Annotated in this window: 24 protein-coding genes and 2 pseudogenes; 15 read left to right on the forward strand and 11 right to left on the reverse strand. The window is 38.7% G+C overall.

Translation table 11 applies throughout. The features are described from left to right. The first annotated feature begins 30 nt into the window (after positions 1-30). The 12 genes and pseudogenes from BELBA_RS13555 to BELBA_RS13610 all read left to right on the forward strand — a co-directional run bounded on the left by BELBA_RS13555 (position 31) and on the right by BELBA_RS13610 (position 11873). Positions 31-408: a DoxX family protein gene (locus BELBA_RS13555; RefSeq protein ID WP_014773257.1), complete on the forward strand. Its 378-nt coding sequence runs from the start codon at positions 31-33 to the stop codon at positions 406-408. Next, positions 408-1073 (forward strand): NAD(P)-dependent oxidoreductase, encoded by a 666-nt coding sequence (locus BELBA_RS13560; protein WP_014773258.1) that lies wholly within the window; start codon positions 408-410, stop codon positions 1071-1073. The genes BELBA_RS13555 and BELBA_RS13560 overlap by 1 nt, the downstream gene beginning before the upstream one ends. A 57-nt stretch (positions 1074-1130) precedes the next feature. Beyond that, positions 1131-2039 (forward strand): dioxygenase family protein, encoded by a 909-nt coding sequence (locus BELBA_RS13565; RefSeq protein WP_041779376.1) that lies wholly within the window; start codon positions 1131-1133, stop codon positions 2037-2039. Between the two features lie 13 nt (positions 2040-2052). Next, complete coding sequence (locus BELBA_RS13570; RefSeq protein WP_014773260.1) at positions 2053-2541, forward strand: luciferase domain-containing protein; 489 nt, start codon at positions 2053-2055, stop codon at positions 2539-2541. Positions 2542-2593: 52 nt separating this feature from the next. Continuing rightward, positions 2594-3025, forward strand: coding sequence for a PaaI family thioesterase (locus BELBA_RS13575; RefSeq protein WP_014773261.1), 432 nt, complete (start codon positions 2594-2596; stop codon positions 3023-3025). Positions 3026-3188: 163 nt separating this feature from the next. Continuing rightward, on the forward strand, positions 3189-3770 hold the full coding sequence (locus BELBA_RS13580; protein WP_014773262.1) for a TetR/AcrR family transcriptional regulator: 582 nt from the start codon (positions 3189-3191) through the stop codon (positions 3768-3770). A gap of 71 nt (positions 3771-3841) precedes the next feature. Next, the gene (locus BELBA_RS13585; RefSeq protein ID WP_103923946.1) at positions 3842-4876 is read left to right on the forward strand and encodes an efflux RND transporter periplasmic adaptor subunit; all 1035 of its coding nucleotides are present in this window, start codon (positions 3842-3844) and stop codon (positions 4874-4876) included. A 4-nt stretch (positions 4877-4880) separates the two neighbouring features. Then, positions 4881-7955 (forward strand): efflux RND transporter permease subunit, encoded by a 3075-nt coding sequence (locus tag BELBA_RS13590; protein ID WP_014773264.1) that lies wholly within the window; start codon positions 4881-4883, stop codon positions 7953-7955. A gap of 11 nt (positions 7956-7966) precedes the next feature. Beyond that, positions 7967-9337 (forward strand): TolC family protein, encoded by a 1371-nt coding sequence (locus BELBA_RS13595; RefSeq protein WP_014773265.1) that lies wholly within the window; start codon positions 7967-7969, stop codon positions 9335-9337. A gap of 86 nt (positions 9338-9423) precedes the next feature. Further along, on the forward strand, positions 9424-10290 hold the full coding sequence (locus BELBA_RS13600; protein WP_014773266.1) for a patatin-like phospholipase family protein: 867 nt from the start codon (positions 9424-9426) through the stop codon (positions 10288-10290). Positions 10291-10300: 10 nt separating this feature from the next. Next, entirely contained in the window at positions 10301-10531 is a 231-nt protein-coding gene (locus BELBA_RS13605) for a hypothetical protein (protein WP_014773267.1), read from the forward strand. A gap of 127 nt (positions 10532-10658) precedes the next feature. After that, a pseudogene (locus BELBA_RS13610) lies at positions 10659-11873 on the forward strand (IS256 family transposase). 260 nt (positions 11874-12133) lie between these two features. Here BELBA_RS13610 and BELBA_RS13615 read toward each other — a convergent pair. The 10 genes and pseudogenes from BELBA_RS13615 to BELBA_RS13660 all read right to left on the reverse strand — a co-directional run bounded on the left by BELBA_RS13615 (position 12134) and on the right by BELBA_RS13660 (position 19339). Next, on the reverse strand, positions 12134-12403 hold the full coding sequence (locus BELBA_RS13615) for a hypothetical protein (protein WP_014773269.1): 270 nt from the start codon (positions 12401-12403) through the stop codon (positions 12134-12136). 7 nt (positions 12404-12410) lie between these two features. Then, positions 12411-12635, reverse strand: coding sequence for a ParA family protein (locus tag BELBA_RS13620; RefSeq protein WP_052307635.1), 225 nt, complete (start codon positions 12633-12635; stop codon positions 12411-12413). Positions 12636-12781: 146 nt separating this feature from the next. Next, complete coding sequence (locus BELBA_RS13625; protein WP_157466182.1) at positions 12782-13741, reverse strand: IS3 family transposase; 960 nt, start codon at positions 13739-13741, stop codon at positions 12782-12784. After that, a complete protein-coding gene (locus BELBA_RS13630) occupies positions 13642-13959 on the reverse strand; it encodes a transposase (RefSeq protein WP_014773271.1) in 318 nt (105 codons plus the stop codon). The genes BELBA_RS13625 and BELBA_RS13630 overlap by 100 nt, the downstream gene beginning before the upstream one ends. 50 nt (positions 13960-14009) lie before the next feature. Beyond that, the gene (locus tag BELBA_RS13635) at positions 14010-14378 is read right to left on the reverse strand and encodes a hypothetical protein (RefSeq protein ID WP_014773272.1); all 369 of its coding nucleotides are present in this window, start codon (positions 14376-14378) and stop codon (positions 14010-14012) included. Continuing rightward, complete coding sequence (locus tag BELBA_RS13640; RefSeq protein WP_014773273.1) at positions 14375-15607, reverse strand: site-specific integrase; 1233 nt, start codon at positions 15605-15607, stop codon at positions 14375-14377. Before BELBA_RS13640 ends, BELBA_RS13635 begins: the two co-directional genes overlap by 4 nt. Before the next feature lie 363 nt (positions 15608-15970). Next, positions 15971-17155 carry a DUF4221 family protein gene (locus BELBA_RS13645; RefSeq protein ID WP_157466098.1) on the reverse strand — a complete coding sequence of 395 codons (1185 nt, stop codon included), beginning with the start codon at positions 17153-17155 and terminating at the stop codon, positions 15971-15973. A gap of 69 nt (positions 17156-17224) precedes the next feature. Continuing rightward, a pseudogene (locus BELBA_RS13650) lies at positions 17225-18181 on the reverse strand (SLC13 family permease); the annotation flags it as partial. Between the two features lie 229 nt (positions 18182-18410). Continuing rightward, positions 18411-18884 carry a hypothetical protein gene (locus tag BELBA_RS13655; protein WP_014773275.1) on the reverse strand — a complete coding sequence of 158 codons (474 nt, stop codon included), beginning with the start codon at positions 18882-18884 and terminating at the stop codon, positions 18411-18413. Next, complete coding sequence (locus tag BELBA_RS13660; protein WP_014773276.1) at positions 18881-19339, reverse strand: cold-shock protein; 459 nt, start codon at positions 19337-19339, stop codon at positions 18881-18883. The genes BELBA_RS13655 and BELBA_RS13660 overlap by 4 nt, the downstream gene beginning before the upstream one ends. 226 nt (positions 19340-19565) lie before the next feature. Here BELBA_RS13660 and BELBA_RS13665 point away from each other — a divergent pair, with 226 nt between their 5' ends. Next, the gene (locus BELBA_RS13665) at positions 19566-20678 is read left to right on the forward strand and encodes an XdhC family protein (RefSeq protein ID WP_014773278.1); all 1113 of its coding nucleotides are present in this window, start codon (positions 19566-19568) and stop codon (positions 20676-20678) included. Further along, complete coding sequence (locus tag BELBA_RS13670; protein WP_014773279.1) at positions 20671-21279, forward strand: nucleotidyltransferase family protein; 609 nt, start codon at positions 20671-20673, stop codon at positions 21277-21279. The genes BELBA_RS13665 and BELBA_RS13670 overlap by 8 nt, the downstream gene beginning before the upstream one ends. On the opposite strand, the gene BELBA_RS13675 is transcribed toward BELBA_RS13670, so the two are convergent. Then, complete coding sequence (locus tag BELBA_RS13675) at positions 21280-22038, reverse strand: 3-keto-disaccharide hydrolase (protein WP_014773280.1); 759 nt, start codon at positions 22036-22038, stop codon at positions 21280-21282. It abuts the gene before it with no gap. A 127-nt stretch (positions 22039-22165) separates the two neighbouring features. On the opposite strand from BELBA_RS13675, the gene BELBA_RS13680 reads away from it, so the two are divergent. After that, on the forward strand, positions 22166-24706 hold the full coding sequence (locus tag BELBA_RS13680; RefSeq protein ID WP_014773281.1) for a M14 family zinc carboxypeptidase: 2541 nt from the start codon (positions 22166-22168) through the stop codon (positions 24704-24706). Positions 24707-24970 lie beyond the last annotated feature (264 nt).

Below are 24970 nucleotides of genomic sequence, written 5' to 3' on the forward strand. Positions count from 1 at the left end.
AATGAAATTCATTTAGTAAACAAAACCATCATGGAAAAGCAAACAAAGAGTAAAACAAGAAAAATTGCCGCATGGGTGATAATTGGACTAGTGGGTGCGTTGGTTATTATGAGCGCCACCATGAAACTGACACACGCTGAAGAATTGGTAACTAATTTCACTAAATGGGGATTGATTGATAACCTCACGTTTATAGGAATTGGCGAATTGATTTTCATCATTTTATTTATTATTCCCAGAACATCCTCCCTTGGGTTTCTTTTGTTAACCGCCCACTTTGGTGGAGCCATTGCCACTCATCTACAACATGAGGAATCGTTTATAATGCCTGCCATTATTTTGACTGTGATCTGGATTGGTAATTACCTGCGCAATCCCGAAATGCTGGCAAGTTTTACGAAAAAATAATGGACATAAAAGCAATAGCCGTATTAGGCGCCAATGGCCGAACTGGAATTGAAATTGTAAAACAAGCCCTGGAAAAAGGTTGGGTTGTAAAAGCATTGGTTCGCGACAAACAAAAAATCAAACTTGCAAATCCCAATCTACAAGTCATTGAAGGAAATCCTATGCGTATAGATGATGTGAGGAAAGTTATCAAGGAAACACATGCCATCTTTGTTGCGCTCAACATTGGAAGGAAATCTGACCTGCCTTGGGCAAAAGTGACTTCGCCACTTGATTTATTGTATACAAGTATGAAAAATATAATTTTCGCAATGAATGAAAACGGTGTAAAGCGGGTGATAACTGTTTCAGCCTGGGGAACAGGCGATAGCTACAAAGAAACAAATTGGATATTTAAATTTCTTATCAAAAAGACCAACGTTGGTGTAGCCTACGCAGGTCATGAAGATCAGGAAAGAGTACTTCGTACAAGCGGACTGAAATGGACATCTGTTCGACCGGTTGGCCTTAGCAGCAGTGAAAAGCAGAAGCAAGTTCGGGTAAGCATTAAAGGCGATAAAAAACTAAACATGACCATCAGCCGAAAAGATGTTGCCCGCTTTATGCTGGACATTGTTGATGATGAAAAGTATTACCAGCAAGAACTTTCTATTTCATCAGAATGACTTTATCCGGTAGCGGAGTAACGTGCGTCCGATTTAAATTCCCTTTTGAATTGTAAAATGAACCGATCAGACTTTATAAAAATAATGGGAGCAGCAACAATAGGTTTTGGGACTTCAAATGTAAAGAGCTGGGCCAATTCGATAACCGGCTTACCCGAACAGGAAGTAACCCTTCCGGTTCTTTTTACTTCGCACGGAAACCCAATGGACATACACCTTCCTCATAAAGCGAATCCTTTTTTAACTTATCTTTTTGATTTAGGTGTTGACTTACGAAAAAAATATCCAAAAGAAATTAAAGCCATATTGGTAGTATCAGCACACTGGTGTACCAAAGGCACATACGTAAATGTTTCTCCGTGGCCGGAAACGATTTACGATTTTTACGGTTTCCCTCCCGAATATTACACTATAAAATACATGGCTCCAGGTGCTCCGGAATTTGCCAAAAATGTAGCAGAAGCCATCCCTGCAATTAGAACTACAACCGAATGGGGTTTCGATCATGGCAATTGGCCCATGCTTCGTCATCTTTTCCCAGATGCCAATGTACCGGTTTTTCAGATGAGCATTGATTATTATCAATCTCCTCAATACCACTATGAGTTAGCAGTTCAACTGAAGAAATTAAGAACGAAGGGTGTTTTGATTATCGGCAGCGGTTCCGTTGTTCATAATCTTCAATTGGCAAGTTCCAGACTTTTCAAAGGCGATAAAACCTTGTATGGATGGGATAAGGAATTTGATGAATGGATAAAACAGAGAGTGGTGGACCGCGACATAAAAAGTTTGATGAATTATGAAAAAACAAAATTTGGAAAAATGGCTGCCCCGACTCCCGATCATTATGTGCCGCTAATTTATTCTATGGCTATGCTGAATACCAACGATACTATAGAGCACACCTATGAAAGTCTTTTGCCTGCATTTAGCGACCGTAGTTTCATCATTGAATCAACCCATTAAACAATAGTATAACATGACCTTACATTATGATTTTGAGCTTCCAAAAAGAACAGGAGCCAAACCAACTACCACACCGAGCAATCCTCACATGCAATTGGATCAACAACCAAAAGACAGAAAGCTGGTGGATGAACTCATTGGTTGGGCATTCTCGCTTCCTGATATTTCAAAGGAGTATAGCAAAATCTCTGTACCCGGAGCACAGGCCATGTGTATGTCAGAAGAAAAAATGTGCACACATTGTAATGCTTTTATGGTTGAAACGGAATTTGCGCATTTTCATCCTGCTCCGGATGGCAGTATGCACTTAGGCCTCCCGCAGCGTGATGTAAAAAAAGTAATTGAACTGGGTTGGGGCGAATTGCATCCTGTAGTGCATAAAGGATGGTTGCCGCCAAACTTCATAATGGTTTACGCGCCCAGAAACGAAGAGGAGGCCGATGAGATTAAAAAAATTATTTTTCGCTCCTACCAATTTGCAATAGGTGAAATAAGCGATTAATGAGGCGAAGTTTGGGTCAGTAAAAATAAATTCTACTAAAAAAAAATTAACCATGCACGAAAATGATTTTCAAATATTGAAGCACGCCATCGAAAACATGATGCCTGCTAACAAAATACTCGGTTTAAAAATAGTTGAGATTACAGCAGGCTCGGTTCATATTCATGTTCCATTCAAAGAAGAGTTTATTGGTGATTTTATACAAGGCCGCTGGCATGGAGGTATTCTGGCCGCCATTGCCGATACTGCCGGAGGAGTGGCCGGGGCAACGGCTTTACATTCACCCAATGACAGGCTGAACACCATTGATATGCGCATTGATTATTTACATGCAGCCGTTAAGGCGGATGTACAAGCAAAAGCACGAATAATTAAACAAGGGAAGACAATCATTAAGGTTGATGTAGAATTGTTTCAGCCCGATAATAAAGAACCGGTCGCCCTCGCAAGATGTGTGTATAGCGCATTAAGGAGTGAATCTTAACATGAGCCGCTCAAATTTATGCAAAAATCAGCTTGTTTGAGCTAAACTCCCCAACCGAAAGAATTCTTAAAAGAGTGGGTTTAAAAAAAATGTATATCTTTGCACTCGACCAAAAAACTAATTTGGTCGATAAATAGTTTGGGAAGAAACAATGGAAACAACAATGGACATTAAAGACGATGTAAGTGAGGTCATCCTAAATTCCGCTAAAACCATCTTTGCCAGATATGGTTTTAAGAAAACCACAATGGATGAAATAGCTCATGCTTCAAGAAAAGGCAAAAGTTCCATCTATCATTACTTCAAAAGCAAAGAAGATATTTTCAAGGCAATCGTTGAAAAGGAATCGGATGTGTTAAGTGCTGCCATAGCAAAAGCAATCAATGCAGAAACTACCTCTGAAAAAAAAATACGGGCTTATGTTTTAACAAGAATGAAAGTTATTAACAAATTAACCAATCTATACAGTGCTTTAAAAGATGAATATCTGGAGCATTACAGTTTCATTGAAAATGTCAGAGTGAAGTATGACACCGAAGAGGTTAACACCATCAAAGGAATATTGAAGACGGGTGTTGAAGAAGGTGATTTTAAAATAGAAGACATCAACCTCACCGCCTTTGCCCTGGTCACAGCACTGAAGGGTTTAGAATATCCTTTATTCATTAAAAACAATTATGCAAAAACAGAAAATCGGTTTGAAGGATTGCTGAACGTGCTTTTTTATGGAATCATAGCGAGGTAATTTTTTTTTAACCCATTATCGACCAAAAAACTAAAATAGTCTAATTGTAATTAATAGAACTAACAATGAATATGAAAGTCAATAAACTGCACATCGCTCTTTGGTTTTCCGTTATCCTGGCCGGATGCTCGTCAGGAGAGAATACATCATCGGAAAGTGCGAAGCACATTTCCCTTAATGTTAAAACAGAAGAAGTAATTCAATTTAAAGGAAGCCATACAGTTGGGTATTCCGGGGTTGTGGTGCCAAAGAAAAATACACCACTCAGTTTCTCGGTGCCGGGAACCGTTTCGAAAATAGCAGTAGAAGAAGGACAGCAGGTAAACAAAGGCCAGTTGCTGGCACAACTAAATCCATCGACTATGGAGAACACCTACCAGATGGCATTTCAAAAATTACAACAGGCACAGGATGCGTATAACCGGTTAATGCCGATGCATGAAAATGGTACCCTGTCTGAAATAAAATGGGTGGAGGTAGAAACAGGATTAAGTCAGGCAAAATCGGCTACAGCCATTGCAAAAAAAGGACTTGACGATACAAAACTATATGCTTTTACAGCGGGTGTGATAGGTAAAAAATCGATTCAGGAGGGAGAGAATGTATTTCCAAATATTACAGTTTTTGAATTATTCGACATCAGTAAAGTATATGTAAAAATTCCCGTACCAGAAGATGAGATCAGTTCGTTCAAAAAGGGAGATCAGGCCATCATTACTGTTGGAGCTATCTCTAAAACAATCACCGGTATTGTAAGAGAAATTGGTGTTTCGGCTGATATATTTTCACACTCCTATCCGGTAAGACTTGAAGTTGACAATTCTGATTTAGCCATTAAGCCGGGTATGGTTTGTACAGTCAACTTTGCAACCCAAAACAAGGCGACCGGTGTTCTTATCTCTAACAAAGCAATGCAGCAGGATTTACAAGGGACGCAGTTTGTATATGTGATAGAAAATAACACGGCTCAAAAGCGAGCGGTGAAAACCATTGCTTTAATCGACCAAAAAATTCTGGTCAGCGGAAATTTGAAAGAAGGTGATAAAATCATTGTGGCAGGGCAAGACAAACTTCGCCAGGGCTCACAGGTAAACATTATAAAATAGCATCATGACGACACATAAGTTTAATGTCATAGAATTGGCTATGAGGTATAAGCAAATAGCCATTACCATAACAAGTCTGTTGGTGTTGTTTGGTATATTTTCTCTTTGGGTAATGCCCCGAAATGAATTTCCTGAGTTCATCATTCGACAGGGATTGATCATCGGTGTATTTCCGGGGGCTACTTCCGAACAGGTGGAAGACCAATTAGCCACCAAAGTGGAAAGTTTTCTTTACGGTTTTAAAGAAGTAAACCGGGAGAAAACGTATTCCATATCCAGAGAAGGAATGTTGGTTGTGTTTGTGGAAGTAAACAACAACGTAAAAGACCCTGATGGCTTTTGGGATAAAATAAAATTCGGCCTCAGCGAATTAAAATTACAGTTGCCACCGCAGGTACTTGCGCTGATTGCCAACAATGATTTTGGCGATACAGCCGCTTTGCTACTTACCATACAATCAGAAAGCAAAACCTATAAAGAGCTGGAGAAAGAATTGAAAATTATCGAAACGGAATTGCGAAAAATAAAGGCCGTTTCTAAAGTAAAACACTACGGAATTCAACAGGAACAGATAGCCATTTATCTGGATAATGCTAAACTGGCTTATTACGGTGTGCGTCCTATTACGGTGCTTGCCGCCATGCAATTGGAGGGTGCTGTGTATTACGGTGGCGAACTCAATAATTCAGAATTGATTACACCGATACATATTCCAGCAAATTTCAAATCGGAAGAAGACATTAAAAACCAAATCGTGTATGCCGATCCTGCTGGTAACATCATCCGGATGAAAGATATTGCTACTGTAGTTAGAAAATATAAGGAACCTGACTCTTTCATAAAAAACAATGGGGCAAAAAGCTTGCTGGTGTCATTGGAAATGCAACCTGGCAACAACATTGTTGATTTTGGGAAACAGGTGGATCAATCCCTCGCTTCCATCCGGACTAAAATTTCTTCTGATGTAAATCTGGATAAGATTGCTGATATGCCAACAGCCGTAGATCGTTCCATTATTCATTTCCTGAAAGAATTTTTCATTGCTATTATCGCTGTGATCATCGTTACGATGTTGTTATTGCCTTTACGGGTAGCTGCGGTTGCCGGCGTAACGATCCCCATTACCATTTTTATAACCGTAGGCATTTTATATTTATTAGGTGTTGAACTACACACCGTTTCGCTTGCAGGATTAATCGTTGTATTAGGCATGGTGGTGGATAATGCCATTGTTGTTATTGATAGTCATGTAGAAAAATTAGATCATGGCGAAACGCCCTGGGATGCTGCCTGGAAAAGTGCGACAGAACTTTTTGTTCCGGTATTTTCTGCTACCCTTGCCATTATCGCTACCTATGTTCCTTTGGTATTTTTCTTATCTGGAATGACCGGTGATTTTGTTGGTTCTCTGCCTGTTACCATTGGTGTGGCCTTGTTTACGTCTATGCTGGTGGCCTACTTTCTGGTTCCTTACATGAGCTATGTATTTATCAAAAAAGGAGTCAGGAAAGGAGAAGCGGAAGAAGCAAAAGCCGATAAGAAGTCACTACTCGATTGGGTGCAACAGTTTTATAATAGCACACTCGAAAGTGCCTTCAGAGGACCAAAGCTGACCATGCTGGTAGGCTTACTCTCCATTTTATTAGGCGGAGCAATCATGGCACTGTTGCCACGACAGTTATTTCCAAAAGTGGAGAGGAATCAGTTTGCCGTAGAAATTTATCTACCGGAAGGATACACACTTGCCCAAACAGTTGCTGTTGCCGATAGTATGGAGGTATTGCTCATGAGTGATAGTCGGGTGGTTAATGTAGCCTCCTTCATGGGTACCAGCTCACCACGTTTCCACACTACCTACGCACCTAATTTCCCATCAAAAAATTATGCGCAGTTGGTAGTCAATACCATAACAGCCGACGATGCCGTGGCAATATTGGATGAATATGAAGCAAAACGCAATATTTTTCCAAATGCCTATGTGCGCATGAAACAATTGGATATGCTGAGCACAACCGCTCCGATTGAAGTACGGATTTCCGGTAACAACATTGATTCCATAAAAGCCATCGCTGAAAATGTAAAAAGTATAATGCAACAAAACGATGCTGTTATATGGGCGCGTACGGATTATCTTAATAAAAGGCAGGGTGTGCGTGTAGATGTGAATGATGAACTCGCCAACCGGTTAGGGTTGACCCGAGGACTAATCGCCTCTTCAATAGCATCTGGTTTCTCTGGGATACCTATAGGTACAGTTTGGGAAGGAGATTATCCGGTAGATGTGAAGGTCATTAATCCAATCGATAAAAGAGATGGTTTTGATGATATCGAAAATCAAAATGTAACATCCCTGTTTTTGAGTGCCACAGTTCCTGTGCGACAGGTAACTACCATAACCACCGACTGGAGCGAAGGGCAAATTATCCGCAGGAACGGTGTACGAACTATTACGGTGCGAGCGGATGTAAAAAGAGGGGTGCTACCTTATAAAATATTAGCTGAACTAAAGCCGGAACTCAAAAAAATAAAAACAGGTTCCGATGTTCAACTCACGTATGGCGGTGAGGAGGAAAGTGAATTGGAAAATTATACACCGCTGAGCAAAGCCATGCTGGCAGGCGTAATGTTGATTTATTTTATTTTGCTTTTCCAGTTTAAGCGATCGAGATTAGTCTTTTTAGTGATGCTGACCATGCCTTTAAGTTTTCTGGGTGCGGCTATGGGTTTAGTACTTACCGGTTATCCTTTTGGGCTTACCTCCTTCCTCGGAATAATGAGCCTTATGGGTATCGTCGTGCGCAATGGCATTATCCTGATTGATTATGCTGAAGAGCTCCGCAACAAGAACGGAATGTTATTGGCGGAAGCAGCGGTGGCTGCCGGTAAGCGTAGAATGCGCCCCATATTTCTCACTTCTTTTGCGGCTGCCGTTGGCGTGGTGCCGATGATTGTAAGTGGCTCATCTCTTTGGGGGCCTTTAGGTGCTGTAGTTTGCTTTGGACTGCTGATATCCATGATACTTACCTTGTATGTGCTGCCTGTGATGTATCATCAATCACTTAAGAAATCAATTGCTTAAAATTCTTTAGAATGAAAAAGATAATTATCATAGCTGCCACTTTATTTCTCATAACAGAAGGATACAGCCAGACAACGCTGAGCCTACAAGAAAGTAAAGACTTGGCGATTAAAAATAATGTACACATTAAAAACAGTGCATTGGAAATGGAGATGGCTCAGGAGGTAAAGAAAAATGCTTTTACCAACTACTTTCCTAAAGTAAGTGCAACAGCATTTGCTATGCGTGCGATGGACCCCATCATTAAATTCAATATGCCGGGAGGAAATTTGCCGGTATATGACGGCAATCCGGCTAACCTCGCAACGGCAACAGAGTTTGCTTATTTTCCAGGTTTAAACCTCCAGCTTTTAGATAGAGCAACGGTTGGATTACTCAATATAACCCAACCCATTTTTGTTGGTGGAAAAATCAGCAACGGAAATAAACTCGCCCAATTGGGAGTTGACGTAAAAGAGAAGCAACAACAATTAAGTTTAAATGAAACGCTATTAAAAACAGAACAACAATACTGGCAGATTGTAGTGCTTCAGGAAAAAGAAAAGACCATCGCACAATATGAAGCGTTGTTAAACGATGTAAGCAAGCAAGTAAAGGATGCCTTCAAATCAGGGTTAATTATTAAAAACGATGCGTTGAAAGTACAGATAAAGCAAAGTGAACTTAGAACCAATAAAAGCAAACTGCAAAGCGGCAAGCAGTTAGCGATTAGGCAGTTCTGTCAAACCATCGGTATAGTGTATGACTCAGCGCTGGTATTGCAGGAAGATTTGCAAAACATACAATTGCCAAACACTTATTACACCGATATCGAAGCTGCATTACCAAACCGGGCAGAATATCAGTTGTTGCAGCAATCGGTAAAAGCAGAGCAGTTACAAACTAAAATGAAAAGGGGCGATTATATGCCTCAGTTAGCTGTAGGTGCTGCTGGTTATTCCTTCAACAGCTATTACGAAGGAACTAATACTACTACCAATGGTTTGGTTTATGGCACAGTGTCTATACCCATTTCCGATTGGTGGGGAGGCTCGCACGCCATCAAGGAACATAAAATCAAGGAACAAATTGCCGAGAACACTTTCAATGATACCAAAGGTTTATTAAAGCTTCAGATGGAAAAAGCCTGGACTGATGTAAACGAATCTTATCGTCAAATTATAATGATGGAAGAAACTGTAAAGCAAACCGATGAGAATCTGAAAGTAATGCAGACCAGTTATAACAGTGGTGTTGTCACCCTTTCGGACTTACTGGAAGCACAAGCACTGCAAACAGAAACTGCTGATAAATTGATTGAAGCCAAAACTCAATATCAACTGGCAATATCAACCTATTTACAAGTTACCGGTACCAGTAGAGAGGTTAAGAACATGCGTTAAAGCAATGCTATTTGTACTCAAAAGTAGAAATGGCTAACCATCTGGATTAAATGATAGAATAGAAATTAATGAATGAATTTTAAAAGATGAAAAGGAAAGTATCATTAGTATTATCAAGTGGCGGCTCAAGAGGGCTGGCTCATATTGGTGCTATTAATGAATTGGAGAAACAAGGGTTTGAAATATCCTCTATTTCGGGATCTTCTATAGGCGCTGTTATTGGCGGACTCCACGCGATGGGTAAATTACCCGAATACACCGATTGGGTAAAAACAATAAACCGACAGGTAATCTGGGGACTTTTGGATTTTGCTTTGTCAACCTCCGGGTTACTGAAAGGGGATAAAGTATTTGACAAAATGAAAACAATTATCCCCGACATGAACATTGAGGAGATGCGTATTCCTTTTGCGGCTGTAGCTACTGATCTGCTGAACGAACGCGAAATGATTTTTAAATCGGGTAGTTTTTATGAGGCCATTCGGGCATCGGTAGCAATTCCAACCGTTTTTATACCGGTTATGTATAAGAACTTATTGCTGGTAGACGGGGGGGTGTTAAATCCGGTTCCCATTGAGTATGTAGAACGTAAACAGGATTACATTCTTGTTGTGGTAAATCTATACGGAGATAAAAAAAATGAATTAAACAAAAATGTTTTGCCAAATAACAATTCGAACGATAACCAGCTTAATGGCCTCATGAAAAATATGGCCAAACTGGTTTCATCAGGAGATAAAGGAAGTTTAGGTTATTATTCTATGTTAACCACAACCACTGCTGCTATGATACATAAAATTGCCAGGCAGCATATTGAAAGGTACAAACCGGATATCTTAATCAATATCCCTAATGATTCGGCCAATACCTTCGACTTTCATAAAGCAGATGAACTGATAAAAATAGGGGAAATGGTTGCCAGTGAACAAATAACAAAGTATAGAATATTATAATTATTAAGAGATGGGAAGCTATTCTAAACTCCGTAAAATTATTCATGTTTTTCATCTCTATGGGATCAATTTATTGGGAAAAAGAAAATATGACAACTTCTATCAAGAGCTAAAAATGGATAAGGTTTTTGTATTAGGGCTAATCTTCGAGTTGGAACTTGTTACCAAAAATCAACTTAATGATGAAGATGCGTATTCAGCCCAGGTTCCAGCTTATATTATAGAAAAATTGATTAAATAATTAAAACACATTGACATGAGTGCACAAAAGAAATACAAAATGTATGAAAATCCGATAATGGAATTTCTATCGATCGAGTGTGTAATCTTAACTCTGTCTAAAGCTTTGAATTTTAAGATAGAGCAGTATGAAAGAACAAGAATCAGCATTCAAGAAAAAAGTATTAAAACAGTTTTTATCAGGTGACAACCTGTTCCGAAAGGACGGAGCCTTAGCGCCGATACTCAAAGAGTTTTTGGAAGAGGCGCTCCACGCAGAGATGGAAGAGCATCTTCGGGATGAAGAAAATGGTTGGTCATCGGGCAACAAGCGAAACGGCACGGGCAACAAGATTGTCAAGAGTAACCTGGGAGAAGTAACGATCGAGACCCCACAGGACCGAAAAAGTGGCTTTGAGCCTAAAATAGTGAAAAAAAGGCAGCGCATATTAGCCGACAGTCTGGAAGACCAGATCCGCCCTGTATGGCATGGGAGGCAGTATGTGGGATATATCAGCCCATATCCGGGAGATGTATATACAGAGGTCTCCACCGAAGTGATCAGCGGGATTACAGACCGGGTGGTCCCAAAGGTGAAAGAATGGCAGAGCCGTCCTTTAGAGGATGTATATTGTATCGTATGGCTTGATGCGATGCACTTCAAGGTGCGGGAAGATGGTAAGGTGAGGCATAAGGCCCTGTACAATGTTTTGGGTATCAACAAATAAGGGAAGAAAGAGCTGTTGGGCATGTTTCTTTCTGAAAGTGAGGGGGCCAACTTCTGGCTCCAGGTCCTAAGTGACCTGCAGCACCGTGGGGTAAAGGATATCCTGATCGCCTGTACAGATAACCTGACGGGATTCCCTGAAGCAATCCATTCTATTTTCCCTAAGGCTGAGGTACAGCTCTGTATCGTCCACCAGATCCGCAACAGCCTGAAGTATGTAGCTAGTAAGGAGCAGAAGGAGCTTGCCGCTGACCTGAAACTTATCTATGGGGCAGATACCAAAGACGGGGCAGAGTCTGCCCTGTTGGACCTGGAAGAAAAGTGGGGGAAGAAATACCCTGTGGTGGTCCGTTCATGGAACAGCAACTGGGAACGTCTTAGTGCCTATTTTGCCTATACCAAACCCAACAGAAAGATCATTTATACCACCAACGCGGTTGAAGGCTATCACCGGCAGGTTAGGAAAGTCACCAAAATAAAAGGGGCTTTCACAAGTGATATGGCACTGCTGAAACTGGTGTATCTTGCTGCAAAGAGGATCGAACGGAAATGGACGGCCCCTATCCATAACTGGGGGTTGACAGTCCAACAGTTTGCCATTAGATTTGAGGGGAGGTTAGTTTTGGACGCGGAATAAAATAATTATTTAGTTCCCTTCTCTTGGGTTACCCCAAGAGAAGGGAAGGACAGAGTTCGGCTAACACTCCCCTCCCACATTGTATAAACGTAATTAGGGCTGAAGTGCTTGATTAGCCTTTTTCTACAAATTAATTTTTTACATGTGCGTGTCTTTGTTCAAAAAACCGTATTAAAATCAAGCAAAACGTAAAGTCTTTCATAAGAAACAAAGCCATCCTTTCAGGTGGCTTTAATTGTGCAAAAAGGAGTAACCTTTTCCTAAATCCCATAATGCTTAGCAACCGCCGTCAGAATCATATCTCTCATTGAAGCCTTGGTTTCCCTACCTATCTCATATTTTAACTTATCGAACATATCAGTTGGAATCCGGAGTGAGTAGATTTTCACATCTTCTGTGTCAAACTCTTTGCTTGATGATTTTTCTTTTTGTTGTATCTCAGATTCAGGGTTGATCAGCATTCCGAGACCTCTTTGTTTTGCGCCAAGGTTTTTGTTTCCCTTGCTAGGATCGTTCAGTTTCTTCGCCATATTTTTATCAGTTTAACTTGCTTAAAATTTCATCGACCAGCAGTTCATAATCCTTAGCTCCGTTCGAGTCTGGTGCATAGTCAAATATGCTTTGTCCCTGCAGCTGTGCTTCGGCCAATGCTACGTTGATTCGGATTTTGGTGTCGAACACTTTATCCTGGAGATCCTCGGTGAGTTTCTCCACAATGGTTTTGGTCAGGATTCGGTTTGGGTTGATTTGGGTAATAAACACTCCACCGATGGATTTGCTACAAAAAACTGGACAATATTTTTAAGCCTGTTTCTGATTTGATTTAATGCCGCCTGCCGCGGGGCTACTCAACTAATGAGTGGGATTTAGAAAAAAAATCCCCCTCATTAGTTCGAGTTCAGTTTTCTTTAGGCTGCTTTTGTTTTTGTTTTTTCTCCGAATTGCTCCGGGGTGAGGTAATTCAAGTAGGAATGTTTTCTCTTTTTGTTGTACCATATTTCGATAAACTCAAAAATCTCAATCTGTGTCTGTCCGATGTTCAATAGTGGAAGCTGGTAGATCAATTCTGATTTGATGATTTTAAAGAAGTTCTCTGCCACGGCATTGTCCCAACAGTTTCCTTTTCGGCTCATACTCTGGATTATCCGGTGGTTCTGCAACAAGGACCTGAACTCTTCACAGGCGTACTGGACTCCACGGTCGGAATGGAATATCAATTCATTGGGATTTACCGGCCTGTTTCTCAGTGCCATTTGCAGTGCTGCGACCACCGTTGGATTCGCCTCCAGTGTCCTGCTCATAGACCAACCGATGATTTTCCGGTCGAATAGATCCATTACTATTGTCAGATATAGCCAGCCTTGCTGAGTTCTTACATAAGTGATATCGGACACCCATTTCTCTCCCGGTCGTGTAGCGGTAAAATCCCGGTCTAACACGTTCTTTGACGGAGCATACGGATGATCAGATTCGGTGGTACATACCTTGAATTTCTTACTGATGACACTCCGGATACCCATCAATTTCATCAGTCTGGCTACCCTGGGTCTGGAGATAAAGATCCCTCGGCCCTCGAGCTCCAGGGTCAGTTTTGGACTGCCAAGTCTGGATTTGGTTTGCGCTGTCACCTCTTGGATGGTTTGTCGCAATACATCGTTTTCTAAGGCTCTTTTGGAAGGTTTCCTGTTTAGCCAATCGTAAAAACTACTTCTGGAAACACCGAAAACCTGACACATCTTCTCAACAGCAAATTCCTCTCGGTGATCGCTCATGAACCTGAATATTTGTTGTCGCTCTTGGAGAAGATGCTTACGGCCTTTTTTAAGATATCCCGCTCGATCTGGGCTTCTTTCAGCGCTTTTTTCAATTCGGCTATTTCACGTTGCTCAGCACTCAGTATCGGTTTTCCGTTCCCTGCAAAGCTTTGATCACCGTGGAATTCATACTCCCTACTCCAACGGCGTACCATATCGCCGGGGATTCCCAGCTCCCTACCAATCTCATTGGATGATTTACCACCCTTGTGAAGTTCGACAACCATCTTCTTAAATTCCTTGTCAAAGCTTCTTCTTGTCCTGTCTTTCATTGATTCTAAGTTAAGGGGCTTAACTTACTGTCCAATCAAATGTAGCAGCTTCATTCCTTCTCTTTAATCAGCTTTCCAATGTCTTTTAAACGGGTCTTTAAACGCTTGTTCAAAGTATCATCCAGCCAATAGCGGATTAGGTTTTCAGTATCATCTTCACTGATGAGGTTGTAGAGCCTTTCAACGTCCGTTTTGAGGGTGTTTAGAATCAGCTTTGAGTAGTACTTGGTTTTGTTGTCAAATGGCCTTTCAAATTTGATTTCATACCGGAATTGATAATCAGTGGAGGCTTCTTTCAGGGCACGGAACTTTGGAGCAAACTTTTCGTCCACGCTGTTTTTCTCTGACCAAGGGCGAAGCCCCTGGTAGAGAATGTCGTCAAGTATTTTTGTTTGATTGTTAGATAATATTTTCATCATTCAAAATTGAGAAGCTGTTTTTGGAATGATTCTTTAACGTTATCCTCAAAGCTATCCAAATAGTTTTCAGTTGTTCGCAGGTCTTTGTGCCCAAGACTTTCGCTGATAAATTCAGTGGGTGCTCCTGATCGTTTGAGGACGGTAGCAAATGAATGGCGAGCAGTGTATGTGGTCAGGTTTATGTCTAGCTCCAGGTGATTAGCAATTCGCTTCATGTACTTGTTAATTGTTTTGGTAGCCTGTCGAACTTTGGCAAGTATCTGGTCTGGGGTGTCTGTTTTCTTAAGCAATTCGAAAACGTAGGTTTCTGGTAAAGCCGGCTTTGCACCCCATCGATCAATGATTGCGTGTATCTCTGGAAGGAGTACGACCATTATGGGCTTTAAATCCTGCTTGGTGGTTCGCTCGGTTTTTGCCCTCACAAATGTGATCTTTTTGGAATCGATGTTTTTGTATTGCAGCCGTGCAATGTCCTTAATGTTTGCTCCATTGCATAAATAGCTGAATATCCAAAGATCACGGGCTCTTTGCTCAGGTTCTGTAGTTGGCTCGTAAGTGACTATCTTCTTAATGTCTGCAAGAGTGAGGGCTTTCTTGATATTGCGACCAGCAGGAATTTGATACTTACGTTTGCCGAAAGGGTAGAACTCTTGTGAAATTATGCCTTCCTCAATTCCAATATTCATGATGGTGCGGAGGCTTCTCAGGTAGATGCCAGTACTGGTTAAACTTTTGCCAGTGTCAACCATCCACTTTTCGTAGTCTTTTAACCAATCTGGGGTAATATCTGCAAACTGAAGTTTCTTTCGGTTTCGGGTCTTAATGAATTTTGAAAAAGAATTGGAAGCGCATTTATAGCTATCGGCTGTGCCACTTCTTCCGTCTTTAGATAGCTGCTTGATGTATGACTCCATATAGCTAAGAACATCCTTGCTACGATCTGTTTTTTGGTTGAATTTCTTCTCGAAAGACTGGAAGGAGAAGGGGTGAAGTTCTTTGATGATTTCTATAGCCCTTTGTTCAATCTTATTGAAATAGATTCTACGCTCTTTGGCTTCATTCCTGGGCTTCTGGATATTGGTTTTTTCCCAATCCTCTGGGGTTAAAGAAATATTAAGGGGGTAGTATTTCTGCTCCCTATTGAAAGTAACCCGGAGTTTAATGGAGTAGGTGCCATCTTTTCTTTTAATGCGCCTATCTTGTATTATAGCTGTGGTAACTCCAATCATATTACATTGAAAAACAGTATGTTAAAATCGAATTTGACTCTGATTTGATACATACAATATACATACAGAGAGGGTTAAAAACAACATAATAAGAGAAAAGAAAGGAATAAAAAGTGGCTTTTTTAGCTAAAAATGGCACTTTTTGAAACCAAGAGAAGATAAAGGAAGGTTAAAATTATGACTTGTAATCAGTAGGTCATTGGTTCGATCCCGATAAGAGGCTCAAAAGGATAACAGAAATGTTATCCTTTTTTGTTTTTATACCTTTTTGAATGATTTTTTGAGACCAAGGATCGATCTTAAAAGTTGGGGGATTTGGATGAATCTATTTTCTTTGTTGAAAAAAAGAATTGGAACTTTGTTTTAATTCTTGTTTCTAAATTCAATCCTAATAAAAGCCATCTCATCATCAATATTTTTAAACAACCAAAGTTTTCCATCTTTAGCAAAATAAAAGCTTGGTGCTGTATTGAGTTGAGTTAGCGGTATTTCCGACACGAGTTTGAAATTCTTATCTAGTATGTTTATATAAACGTCCGCAGAGTTTGGAGTGGGATATCCAGTTATATCATCATCAAATTTATTTACATGAGCAAGGCGATAATACCACTGGTTTTCATTATCCCAAACAGGTTCGTGAAAAGTGATTTCGCTTTCTGTTTTTTTCCATAACGAAAAATATTGGTCAGGATCACTTACTTCTTTTGGAAGCTTTGCAACCCTTTCTGGACTTGTAACTGTATTTTCGATTTTAACATAATCCAATTTTCCTTGTGTAATATCAAAAACATAGAGGTGACTTTTGACATTGGTGCCCAAAATCACTTTATCGTTGAGATACTTCAAGAAAATCCTTGCTTCATAGACATCGTAAAAGTCAGGGTTATTTAAAATCATCGAAAAATTTTCCAAGTTCTCCCATTCTGGAAGTTCTATTCTGCTAGTATCTCCGGTATTGAGATTTAACATACCTAGTTCATGCGCTAATCCAGGAAATTTTACTAAAATCCCGTATATACTTTGTAAATTTTTTGGATTAACTTTTTCGTACAGTAAATCCTTTCCCAAATCGGTGAATTTCTTTTTTAATGTTGGAAGATTATTGAGTAAAGGAGATTTTTTTCCTCTTGTAGTCATAATAATAGAGGCAGGATAGCCTGAGAAATATATTAGGGAGTCATTCAAACTGATGATTCCGCCACGACCATTGTTTCCTATACCATCAGGACCCTCTTTTTCTAATTTAATTTTATTAACAAAGCTTACTTGATCTAAGTCAATTATTTCAAGAGATGTTTCATCAATGTTTAGGTTGTAAAGAAATCGACTGTCAGTAGAAAGGCTTGCATTGCTAAGACCCCAATTTAAAAATAATGCTTCATTTTGGCTATCGACAATTACCGTATCGATCTTTGAAATGACTACTTCTGAGGTTTCATTCGATTTTTCAGAATGATTGCCACAAGAGAATAATGAAATTGCAAGAATGGTTGCAAAGATAGAATTCGACTTAAGGATCTTTTTTCGAAAAAACTTTTTTACTTCCATAAGCATCTAAGGATTTGATTTAAGTAAAAATATGGTATTTATTTTTGGAACAAAACTATAAAACACTTATTAAAATGGATATTTCAATAAATCAATATTCCAAATATTGGGCAAATAATACCGAGTTGTAACTGTAATAATAATTATCGAAATGATGTTCAACCAAAATCCAGCTTTGATCATGTCTTTCATTTCCAAATAGCCTGAACCAAACACGACAGCATTTGGTGGTGTAGCCACTGGAAGCATAAAGGCACAACTAGAGGCCATCGTGGCGCCAACCATCAAGCTAAATGGGTGAACATCCATAGAGTAGGAGATAGCTGCTAAAATTGGCAATAGCATAGAAGCTGTCGCCATATTGGAGGTGATCTCAGTGAGAAAGTTTACAGAAATGATGATAATTAATAAGAATAAACCAAAAGCAATAAAATCTAAAAAGACAAATTGATTGCCAATCCATTCAGCTAAACGTGTTGCGCTAAAACCTTCGGCCAATGATAATCCGCCGCCAAAGAGAAGTAAGATTCCCCAAGGGATTTTTTCAGCAGTTTTCCAATCTAATAGCTTAGTTTTCGGAGTAGAAGAGGGGATTAAGAACAAAAGTAAGACTCCTGAAAGTGCTATAATGGTATCATCTAACCCAGGTAAAAGTTTTTGCAAATACGCAGTTCTCGTAATCCATGCTAAACTCACTAATCCAAAGACAATACCAACACGTTTTTCCTCAACTGTCATTGGCCCAATAGCTTGCAATTGCTTGTCAATTTCTTGCTTTCCAGCAAGTATACTTTGATTTTTATCAAATTTGTATGCAAAATAAGTAAGGTAATACCAGGTCAAAAAGAGTAATAGAATTGAAATTGGTAATCCAAAAAGCATCCATTGGTTGAATGTGATTTCATATTGATAAATTTCCTTGACGATACTCGCTAAGATGATATTTGTCGGTGTACCAATCAAGGTCGCCAAACCACCAATTGAAGCACTGTATGCAACGCCTAGGAGTAAGGCTTTTCCAATTTTACAATCTTTCAATAGGTAAGCGGTTATTTGAAAATACTATTTAACATAATATAAATTATATAACTTTATATTCTAAATACGTTCAAAAAAATAGCTGGAATATTATCATCCCAGCTATTCTACTTAAATTATTGAAATCATGCTTAACTTATTTTCTGCAAAAAATAACGTGGAGAATTTGTACTTTTTCACTTAAGTAGGAATACAGCAAGAAAGAAAAATAATTTTCTTAAATCAATTCGTCAATAATCAATTGATAATCGTATTGCAAATCTTCATGAAGTTTTTCAATTAGCTTTTGGGCTTTGCCAATTTGAATTTCGAAGAGATTAGAGATTACAGGATGATTATATTGTAAATAGCCATAATCCTTTAAGTTTTGGCAGAAAAAAATAATCAATTCAATATGAATTGTTTTGTCTTTAGAAAGTTTAAGGTTTTTGTTCAGTTTTCTTCTGATCAATTGTGCAGATTTTTTGGCGAAATGGTAATTCCTGGTGTTGGCTTTTTGAAATTCAAGTTCCAACTCCTCTTTCACCATTTCGACAAAAATCCTAGGATTTTCTTTTTCAAATAATTTGAAGAATAAATATGCTTTGTTTTCAGTGCTGAACTTACTTAGATCAATAATTATGTCTTGAAGTTCTTTTTCATTCAGATACTTCAATTCTTTTTTAAGTTCTGCTAAACTAGCTATTTTCATTTTTCAACTAGCTTCACTTCTATTGCACTTAATCCTTTTGCTGTTTTCTCTGTTTCAAACGTGACTTTATCATTTTCCTGAATTTGGTCAATACAACCATTTACATGAACGAAAATACTCTCTTGAGTTTGTTCGTCTTTGATAAAACCATATCCTTTTGAATCATTAAAAAAAGTAACTTTTCCTTTACGTCCACCGCCATCATCTTCCGTTTCTACAGCTTTAGAAACACCGATTTCGATGCTATCCACATCGATTTCTTTTTTCTTTTTGGTTGGGTCAGGTGGTGTTGAGGTGATGTTTCCGAATTCATCAACATAAGCAATCATATCTTCAAAATCTGTCGATTTTTCACTTGATTTACGTGCTTCCTTCTTATCTACCTTTTCCTGTTTCTTTTTTTGTCTTAATTTTTCCTTTTCTTTCTTGTTAAAGGTTTCTCTTGATTTTGTCATATCTACAAAATACCAAGTTTTTTCGAAGAATTCCTATTTTATCTTAAGAAGTATTTTTAAATGTTTCAATAAATTTTCTTTCAGAATATTTACCTCTCTTTTTTAAATGATCTTTTCCTGCTGATTTTGAGATAGAAAGCATTGAAAAATATACTTTTTAAAAAAGATTTGATATATAAAGGTCAATTTTTCATAGCTTGAATGTCTAATTAAGGAATCAAGTAAAATGAAGGAATTTCAATTGATTTTGGAAGCATACAAAATCTACGAAAAAACAAATATCAAGTCTGCCCTTGCAACTGTGGTTAAAGTTGATGGTTCTGCTTATCGAAGACCTGGAGCGAGAATGTTGGTTTCAGAAAATGGGGATTTGACAGGTGCGATTAGCGGAGGATGCTTAGAAGGCGATGCTCTAAGAAAAGCGCAATCAGTTATTTTTCAAAATCAATCCATGCTAGTTACTTATGACACAACAGATGAAGATGATCAGAAATTTGGAATTGGTTTGGGTTGCAATGGAATAATCCAAATCCTGATGGAGCCAATCGATTATCAAAACAAATCAAACCCCATATTATTGCTCGAAAAAGCTTTTGAGGAAAGATTAGATAGCACATTGATCAGTATATTTTCGATTAAAAATTCAAGATCTGCTCAGATTGGAACAATAGGTTTAAGAAAAGGCGAAGAACTTTTTGGTGATTTCAATCAACTTGATGATTCAATAAAAACAAGAGTTTTATCTGATCTAAATCATTCAGTTGATCAAATTGATTCTGCAGTTCATATTTACAAGGCTTTTGATGACTTGCATGTATTTTTTGAGGTGATCAAGCCACCGATAAGAATTTGTCTATTTGGAGCTGGAAACGATACGATTCCACTTTGTAAAATGGCGAGTTTTCTTGGATGGGAAGTAGTTTTAATCGACGGTAGAAAACAATATGCTACAAAAGAAAGGTTTGAACATGCTTCAGCAATTGTAGTTGGGCCAGCTGATGAAGTGGTTTCTCAGTTAGAGTTTGATCAAAATACGGTCGCCTTACTGATGACGCATAATTTTGAATATGAGGTGAAAGTTCTGGAACAGCTTCTTCCATTTTCATTGCCCTATATAGGGATTTTGGGACCAAAGAAAAAAAGTCTAAAGCTTTTTGAAAGGTTAGAAAATCAAGGTGTAAATGTGAATCAAGAGCATATTTATGGGCCTGTTGGTTTAAATATCGGTGCTGAAGGTGCTGAGGAAATTGCCTTATCTATTTTGGCAGAGATCAAAACCGTCTTGATGCAAAAGGAACCTTATTCCCTAAGAGATAAAAAAGGCTCAATCCATGACTAACTCCAATTATCCACAAACAGGCATTATCATCTTGGCCGCAGGAAATTCCTCTCGACTAGGTCAAGCAAAACAGCTTTTAGATTTTAAAGGTGAGAAGCTCTTGCAAATTGCTATTGATATTGCTGAGGATAGTCTTTCTGATGTGAATCTAGTTGTTCTTGGAGCCTATAAAGAGCAAATCAAAAATGAGATTGATTTTCAATCGTGTGAAATCGTTACGAATGAAAACTGGTCAAAGGGCTTATCAAGCAGCATGAAAGTAGGTCTTTCTGCGATGATTGAAAATTATGCTGTAGATCAAATTCTAATCATGCTCTCTGATCAACCTTTTGTGACTAAAGAGTTATTGAACCTAATGATCAAGACCCAATTAGAAAGTAGAAAAGGAATTGTAGCCTGTCGCTACGGGGATACATTGGGAGTTCCTGTCTTGTATACCAAGAAATATTTTGAGGAATTAATGCAATTGAAAGAAAAAGAAGGAGCTAAAAAAGTAATCTTCAATCATTTGGAAGATTGTGAAATCATTGTTTTTGAGCGTGGAAAAATTGACATCGATACCCAAGAAGATTATGATCAACTTTTAGGTAAGAAAGCTTGATTAAAGCTTCCTTACCCAGATATTTCTAAAACTCACCAAATCTCCATGATCTTGTAGGACAAAAGGCAATTCAGCTGCATGGACTTTATAATTTGGGATTCCAATGTATTCAGTTGGACCTTTAAGCTCTACACTATTTTGAACGAGAATGCCATTGTGAACAACGGTAACTTTTGCAGGAGAAACGATCATTCCATCTTCATTAAATCTTGGAGCTGTGAAGAATATATCATAAGTATTCCATGCTCCCGGTTCACGAGTGGCATTTACTAATGGTGGATATTGTTTGTAAACACTCGCTGCTTGGCCATTGGAATAGGTTCTGCTTTCGAAGGAGTCCAAAACCTGAATTTCATAAAATCCCATAATGATCACCCCTGAATTTCCTCTTCCTTGCCCCTCTCCTTTTACTACTGTAGGCGACGCCCATTCTATATGAAGTTGCATATCTCCAAATGCTTCCTTCGTCTTGATATCACCAGTTCTTGGAAGTACAGTCATTGCACCATTTTCTACAGTCCATTTGGCTTCTCCTCCGTCTCTTGCGCTAACAAAATGATTTAGATTCTGTCCATCAAAAAGGATAATTGCATCACTTGGTGCAAGATGATTTTGTGCTCCAGCTTCAACTTTTCTAGGAATTGGCTCCCAAAACTCAGTTGCCTCAGGCGGTAACTTGATGTCTTTTTGTTGGGCAAAAAGAGGAACAGTTAAAATAAATGTGAAGAGGACAGATAAAGTACTTAATTGAATTTTCATAAGGCTTTTTGGTTTGATAAATAGGTTCTTTTTATTGGTCTCTATTAATTTTAGATTCTTAAACCGCTGATGGATTTTAACTTTGGCAAGTCAATTCAAAGGCTTAAATTTCTTTAAATTTAAATATATGAAAAATATTCTACTCCTATTCCTATTTCTCTTTACCTTTTCCAATCTTTCCTTTGCCCAAAAGGATTATTATTTTCCTGGAGAAACATTCACAGATGACATCCCTTCGCCTTATTCTTATTTAGGATACCATGTTGGTGAATGGCATACCCGCTATGACCGCATGGTCGGTTATTTGGAGAAATTAGCGGAATCATCGGATATGGCAGAATTGAAGACTGTGGGATATACCAATCAACTCAGACCACTCGTCGTTTTGGTAATCAGCAATGCAAATAATATCAGTAATCTGGAAAATATCAGAAATAATCATTTGAAGCTTGTTGACCCGAAAGTGGATATGCCTGATGTGAGCACTATGCCTGCAATTATCAATTTGGCTTATAGCGTCCATGGGAATGAACCTTCTGGAGGTGAAGCAGCTATTTTATCTGCTTATTGGTTGTTGGCTTCTCAAAGTGACAAGGCCAAAGGAATACGTGATAATGCAGTAGTTATGATTGATCCTGCTATCAACCCTGATGGAAGAGACCGCCATACCAATTGGGCGAATATGCACCGTGGCTTCCCTCCTGTGGCTGATCCATTGGATAGAGAGCACAACGAAATCTGGCCAAGTGGTCGTGTGAATCACTATTGGTTTGACTTGAATAGAGATTGGCTGCCATTAGCACAAGTAGAGACCCAAAGTAAGATTGCTTGGTATCACTCATGGTATCCAAATGTGGTCGGCGATTTTCATGAAATGGGAACTAATAGCACTTATTTCTTCGAACCTACCAAACCATTTGGAAGTGAAAATCCTGTTGTTCCTAGAAAGAACTATGATGAGATCAACAATAAATTCGCTGGCTATTTCTCCAAGGCATTAGATGAAATTGGTAGTTTGTATTGGACTAAAGAGACCTTTGATAACAGCTACCCAGGATACGGATCTACCTATCCTGATATTCAAGGAGGCTTGGGATTGGTGTTTGAACAAGGGAGTTCAAGAGGGCATATCCAAAGCTCTCAAAGAGGTGATATCACGTTTCAATTTACCATCAGGAATCAGCTAAAAATATCCATGGCCACCATGGAAGCTGGTGTAAAAGAGCGGATTTACATGCATCAGTATTTGAGAGAATTCTTTAAAACAGGAATGGATGAAGCTGCCAAAAATTCTGTCAAATCTTATGTTTTTGGTGATGAATATGATGAATCAAAAAACAGATTATTCCTAAAGCTACTTTTAGATCATAAAATAAAAGTATATGATAATGATAGAGATATAAGTGTAAAAGGAAAGCAATTTAAGAAAGGAAAATCATGGGTAGTTCCCACTTCTCAACCACAATATAGAATGGTGAGAACCATGTTTGAGAAAGTGACAGAGTTTGCAGATTCCGTATTCTATGATGCTTCTTCATGGACAATGGCCTTAGCCTACAATGTTCCTTTTGAAAGTCAATCTGGATTTTCAGCAGGGAAAGAATTGAGCAGTTTAGAAACACAAGAATTAGCTTTTCCAGAAATAGGAAATTATGTTGCATATATGGTTGATTGGTCTGATTATTTTGCTCCAAAATTCCTTCATGCTATACAAAATGCAGGAGTTCACGTTGAATCCAATGCCTTACCATTCACTTCTTTGACCGATCAAGGAGAAAAAGAATTCCCCGCGGGTTCATTGATAATTCCTACAGCATTTCAAAAAATGAATCAAGCTGATTTGAGAAATATAATCCAAGCTGCTGCAAAAGAATCTGGGCAACATGTATTTGCAAGCACAACAGGTTTTAGCAAAGCTGGAATTGACTTGGGGAGTAATAATATCTCCGCTATTCAAGTTCCAAAAGTCTTGATGCTTGTAGGGCAAGGGACGTCGCAGTATGAAGCAGGCGAAATTTGGCATTTGATGGATACCAAAGTAGGAATGCCTATTTCAAAAGTCGATTTGAGTGCATTTGGAAGGCTAAATCTTTTTGATTACAAGACCCTGATCATGACTTCAGGCAATTATTCTAGTTTATCTTCAGGACAATTGACCCATTTGAAAGATTGGTTGTCCCGAGGAGGAACGATCATCGCTTTGAGATCTGCTTCTCAATGGCTCCAAAGTCAAGGGGTTATTCAGGAAGAATACTTATCTATAAATGAGGAAACTACTTCAGCGAGCAAGCTATACGCATCAAGAAGAGATGAATCAGGTGCGCAAGCCATTGGTGGAAGTATTTATAACGCATATTTAGACAACACACATCCACTTGGATACGGTTACAGAATGACGGAAATACCAGTTTATAGAAACACGAGCATCTTTTTCAAACCATCAAAAAGTCCTTATCAAACTCCCGTGAGGTATACAGAAAACCCACTTTTGGGAGGTTACATCTCCCCTTCTAATCTTGAAAAAGTGAAGCAAAGTGCCAGTGTGCTTGTATCTCCTGTAGGAAGAGGAAAAGTAATTAACTTCATCGATAATCCAAACTTCAGAGGAACTTGGTTTGGAACCAACAAGCTATTCTTCAATGCTATTTTCTATGGAGATAAAATTTGATTATCCGCAATTGCGCTTGTATGTAATTTGTTAGATAAATGATTGCGGATAATTATTATCAAGTTATCAGTGGATTAGTTGTCAGTGCACCTAATCACAGTGCTTGCTCTTCTGATTGGAAATATGAAATCATATATTTTCAATAATAAAGAATTTGCAAGTTAACAAAGGCCTAAATGTTTTCATTCAATTGAAACTGTTTAGGCCTTTATTTTCAAAGAGATGAGATAGAAAGTTTGTATCTCGAAGAAAATGCCGAAATTT

Source organism: Belliella baltica DSM 15883, from assembly GCF_000265405.1.
Taxonomy (GTDB): Bacteria; Bacteroidota; Bacteroidia; order Cytophagales; family Cyclobacteriaceae; genus Belliella; species Belliella baltica.

What these genes read in the sequence shown, in the direction of transcription:
- BELBA_RS13555 (WP_014773257.1), top strand. Translation starts at nt 31, where the DNA reads ATGGAAAAGCAAACAAAGAGTAAAACAAGAAAAATTGCCGCATGGGTG.
- BELBA_RS13560 (WP_014773258.1), top strand. Translation starts at nt 408, where the DNA reads ATGGACATAAAAGCAATAGCCGTATTAGGCGCCAATGGCCGAACTGGA.
- BELBA_RS13565 (WP_041779376.1), top strand. Translation starts at nt 1,131, where the DNA reads ATGAACCGATCAGACTTTATAAAAATAATGGGAGCAGCAACAATAGGT.
- BELBA_RS13570 (WP_014773260.1), top strand. Translation starts at nt 2,053, where the DNA reads ATGACCTTACATTATGATTTTGAGCTTCCAAAAAGAACAGGAGCCAAA.
- BELBA_RS13575 (WP_014773261.1), top strand. Translation starts at nt 2,594, where the DNA reads ATGCACGAAAATGATTTTCAAATATTGAAGCACGCCATCGAAAACATG.
- BELBA_RS13580 (WP_014773262.1), top strand. Translation starts at nt 3,189, where the DNA reads ATGGACATTAAAGACGATGTAAGTGAGGTCATCCTAAATTCCGCTAAA.
- BELBA_RS13585 (WP_103923946.1), top strand. Translation starts at nt 3,842, where the DNA reads ATGAAAGTCAATAAACTGCACATCGCTCTTTGGTTTTCCGTTATCCTG.
- BELBA_RS13590 (WP_014773264.1), top strand. Translation starts at nt 4,881, where the DNA reads ATGACGACACATAAGTTTAATGTCATAGAATTGGCTATGAGGTATAAG.
- BELBA_RS13595 (WP_014773265.1), top strand. Translation starts at nt 7,967, where the DNA reads ATGAAAAAGATAATTATCATAGCTGCCACTTTATTTCTCATAACAGAA.
- BELBA_RS13600 (WP_014773266.1), top strand. Translation starts at nt 9,424, where the DNA reads ATGAAAAGGAAAGTATCATTAGTATTATCAAGTGGCGGCTCAAGAGGG.
- BELBA_RS13605 (WP_014773267.1), top strand. Translation starts at nt 10,301, where the DNA reads ATGGGAAGCTATTCTAAACTCCGTAAAATTATTCATGTTTTTCATCTC.
- BELBA_RS13615 (WP_014773269.1), bottom strand. Translation starts at nt 12,403, where the DNA reads ATGGCGAAGAAACTGAACGATCCTAGCAAGGGAAACAAAAACCTTGGC.
- BELBA_RS13630 (WP_014773271.1), bottom strand. Translation starts at nt 13,959, where the DNA reads ATGAAAGACAGGACAAGAAGAAGCTTTGACAAGGAATTTAAGAAGATG.
- BELBA_RS13635 (WP_014773272.1), bottom strand. Translation starts at nt 14,378, where the DNA reads ATGATGAAAATATTATCTAACAATCAAACAAAAATACTTGACGACATT.
- BELBA_RS13640 (WP_014773273.1), bottom strand. Translation starts at nt 15,607, where the DNA reads ATGATTGGAGTTACCACAGCTATAATACAAGATAGGCGCATTAAAAGA.
- BELBA_RS13645 (WP_157466098.1), bottom strand. Translation starts at nt 17,155, where the DNA reads ATGGAAGTAAAAAAGTTTTTTCGAAAAAAGATCCTTAAGTCGAATTCT.
- BELBA_RS13655 (WP_014773275.1), bottom strand. Translation starts at nt 18,884, where the DNA reads ATGAAAATAGCTAGTTTAGCAGAACTTAAAAAAGAATTGAAGTATCTG.
- BELBA_RS13660 (WP_014773276.1), bottom strand. Translation starts at nt 19,339, where the DNA reads ATGACAAAATCAAGAGAAACCTTTAACAAGAAAGAAAAGGAAAAATTA.
- BELBA_RS13665 (WP_014773278.1), top strand. Translation starts at nt 19,566, where the DNA reads ATGAAGGAATTTCAATTGATTTTGGAAGCATACAAAATCTACGAAAAA.
- BELBA_RS13670 (WP_014773279.1), top strand. Translation starts at nt 20,671, where the DNA reads ATGACTAACTCCAATTATCCACAAACAGGCATTATCATCTTGGCCGCA.
- BELBA_RS13675 (WP_014773280.1), bottom strand. Translation starts at nt 22,038, where the DNA reads ATGAAAATTCAATTAAGTACTTTATCTGTCCTCTTCACATTTATTTTA.
- BELBA_RS13680 (WP_014773281.1), top strand. Translation starts at nt 22,166, where the DNA reads ATGAAAAATATTCTACTCCTATTCCTATTTCTCTTTACCTTTTCCAAT.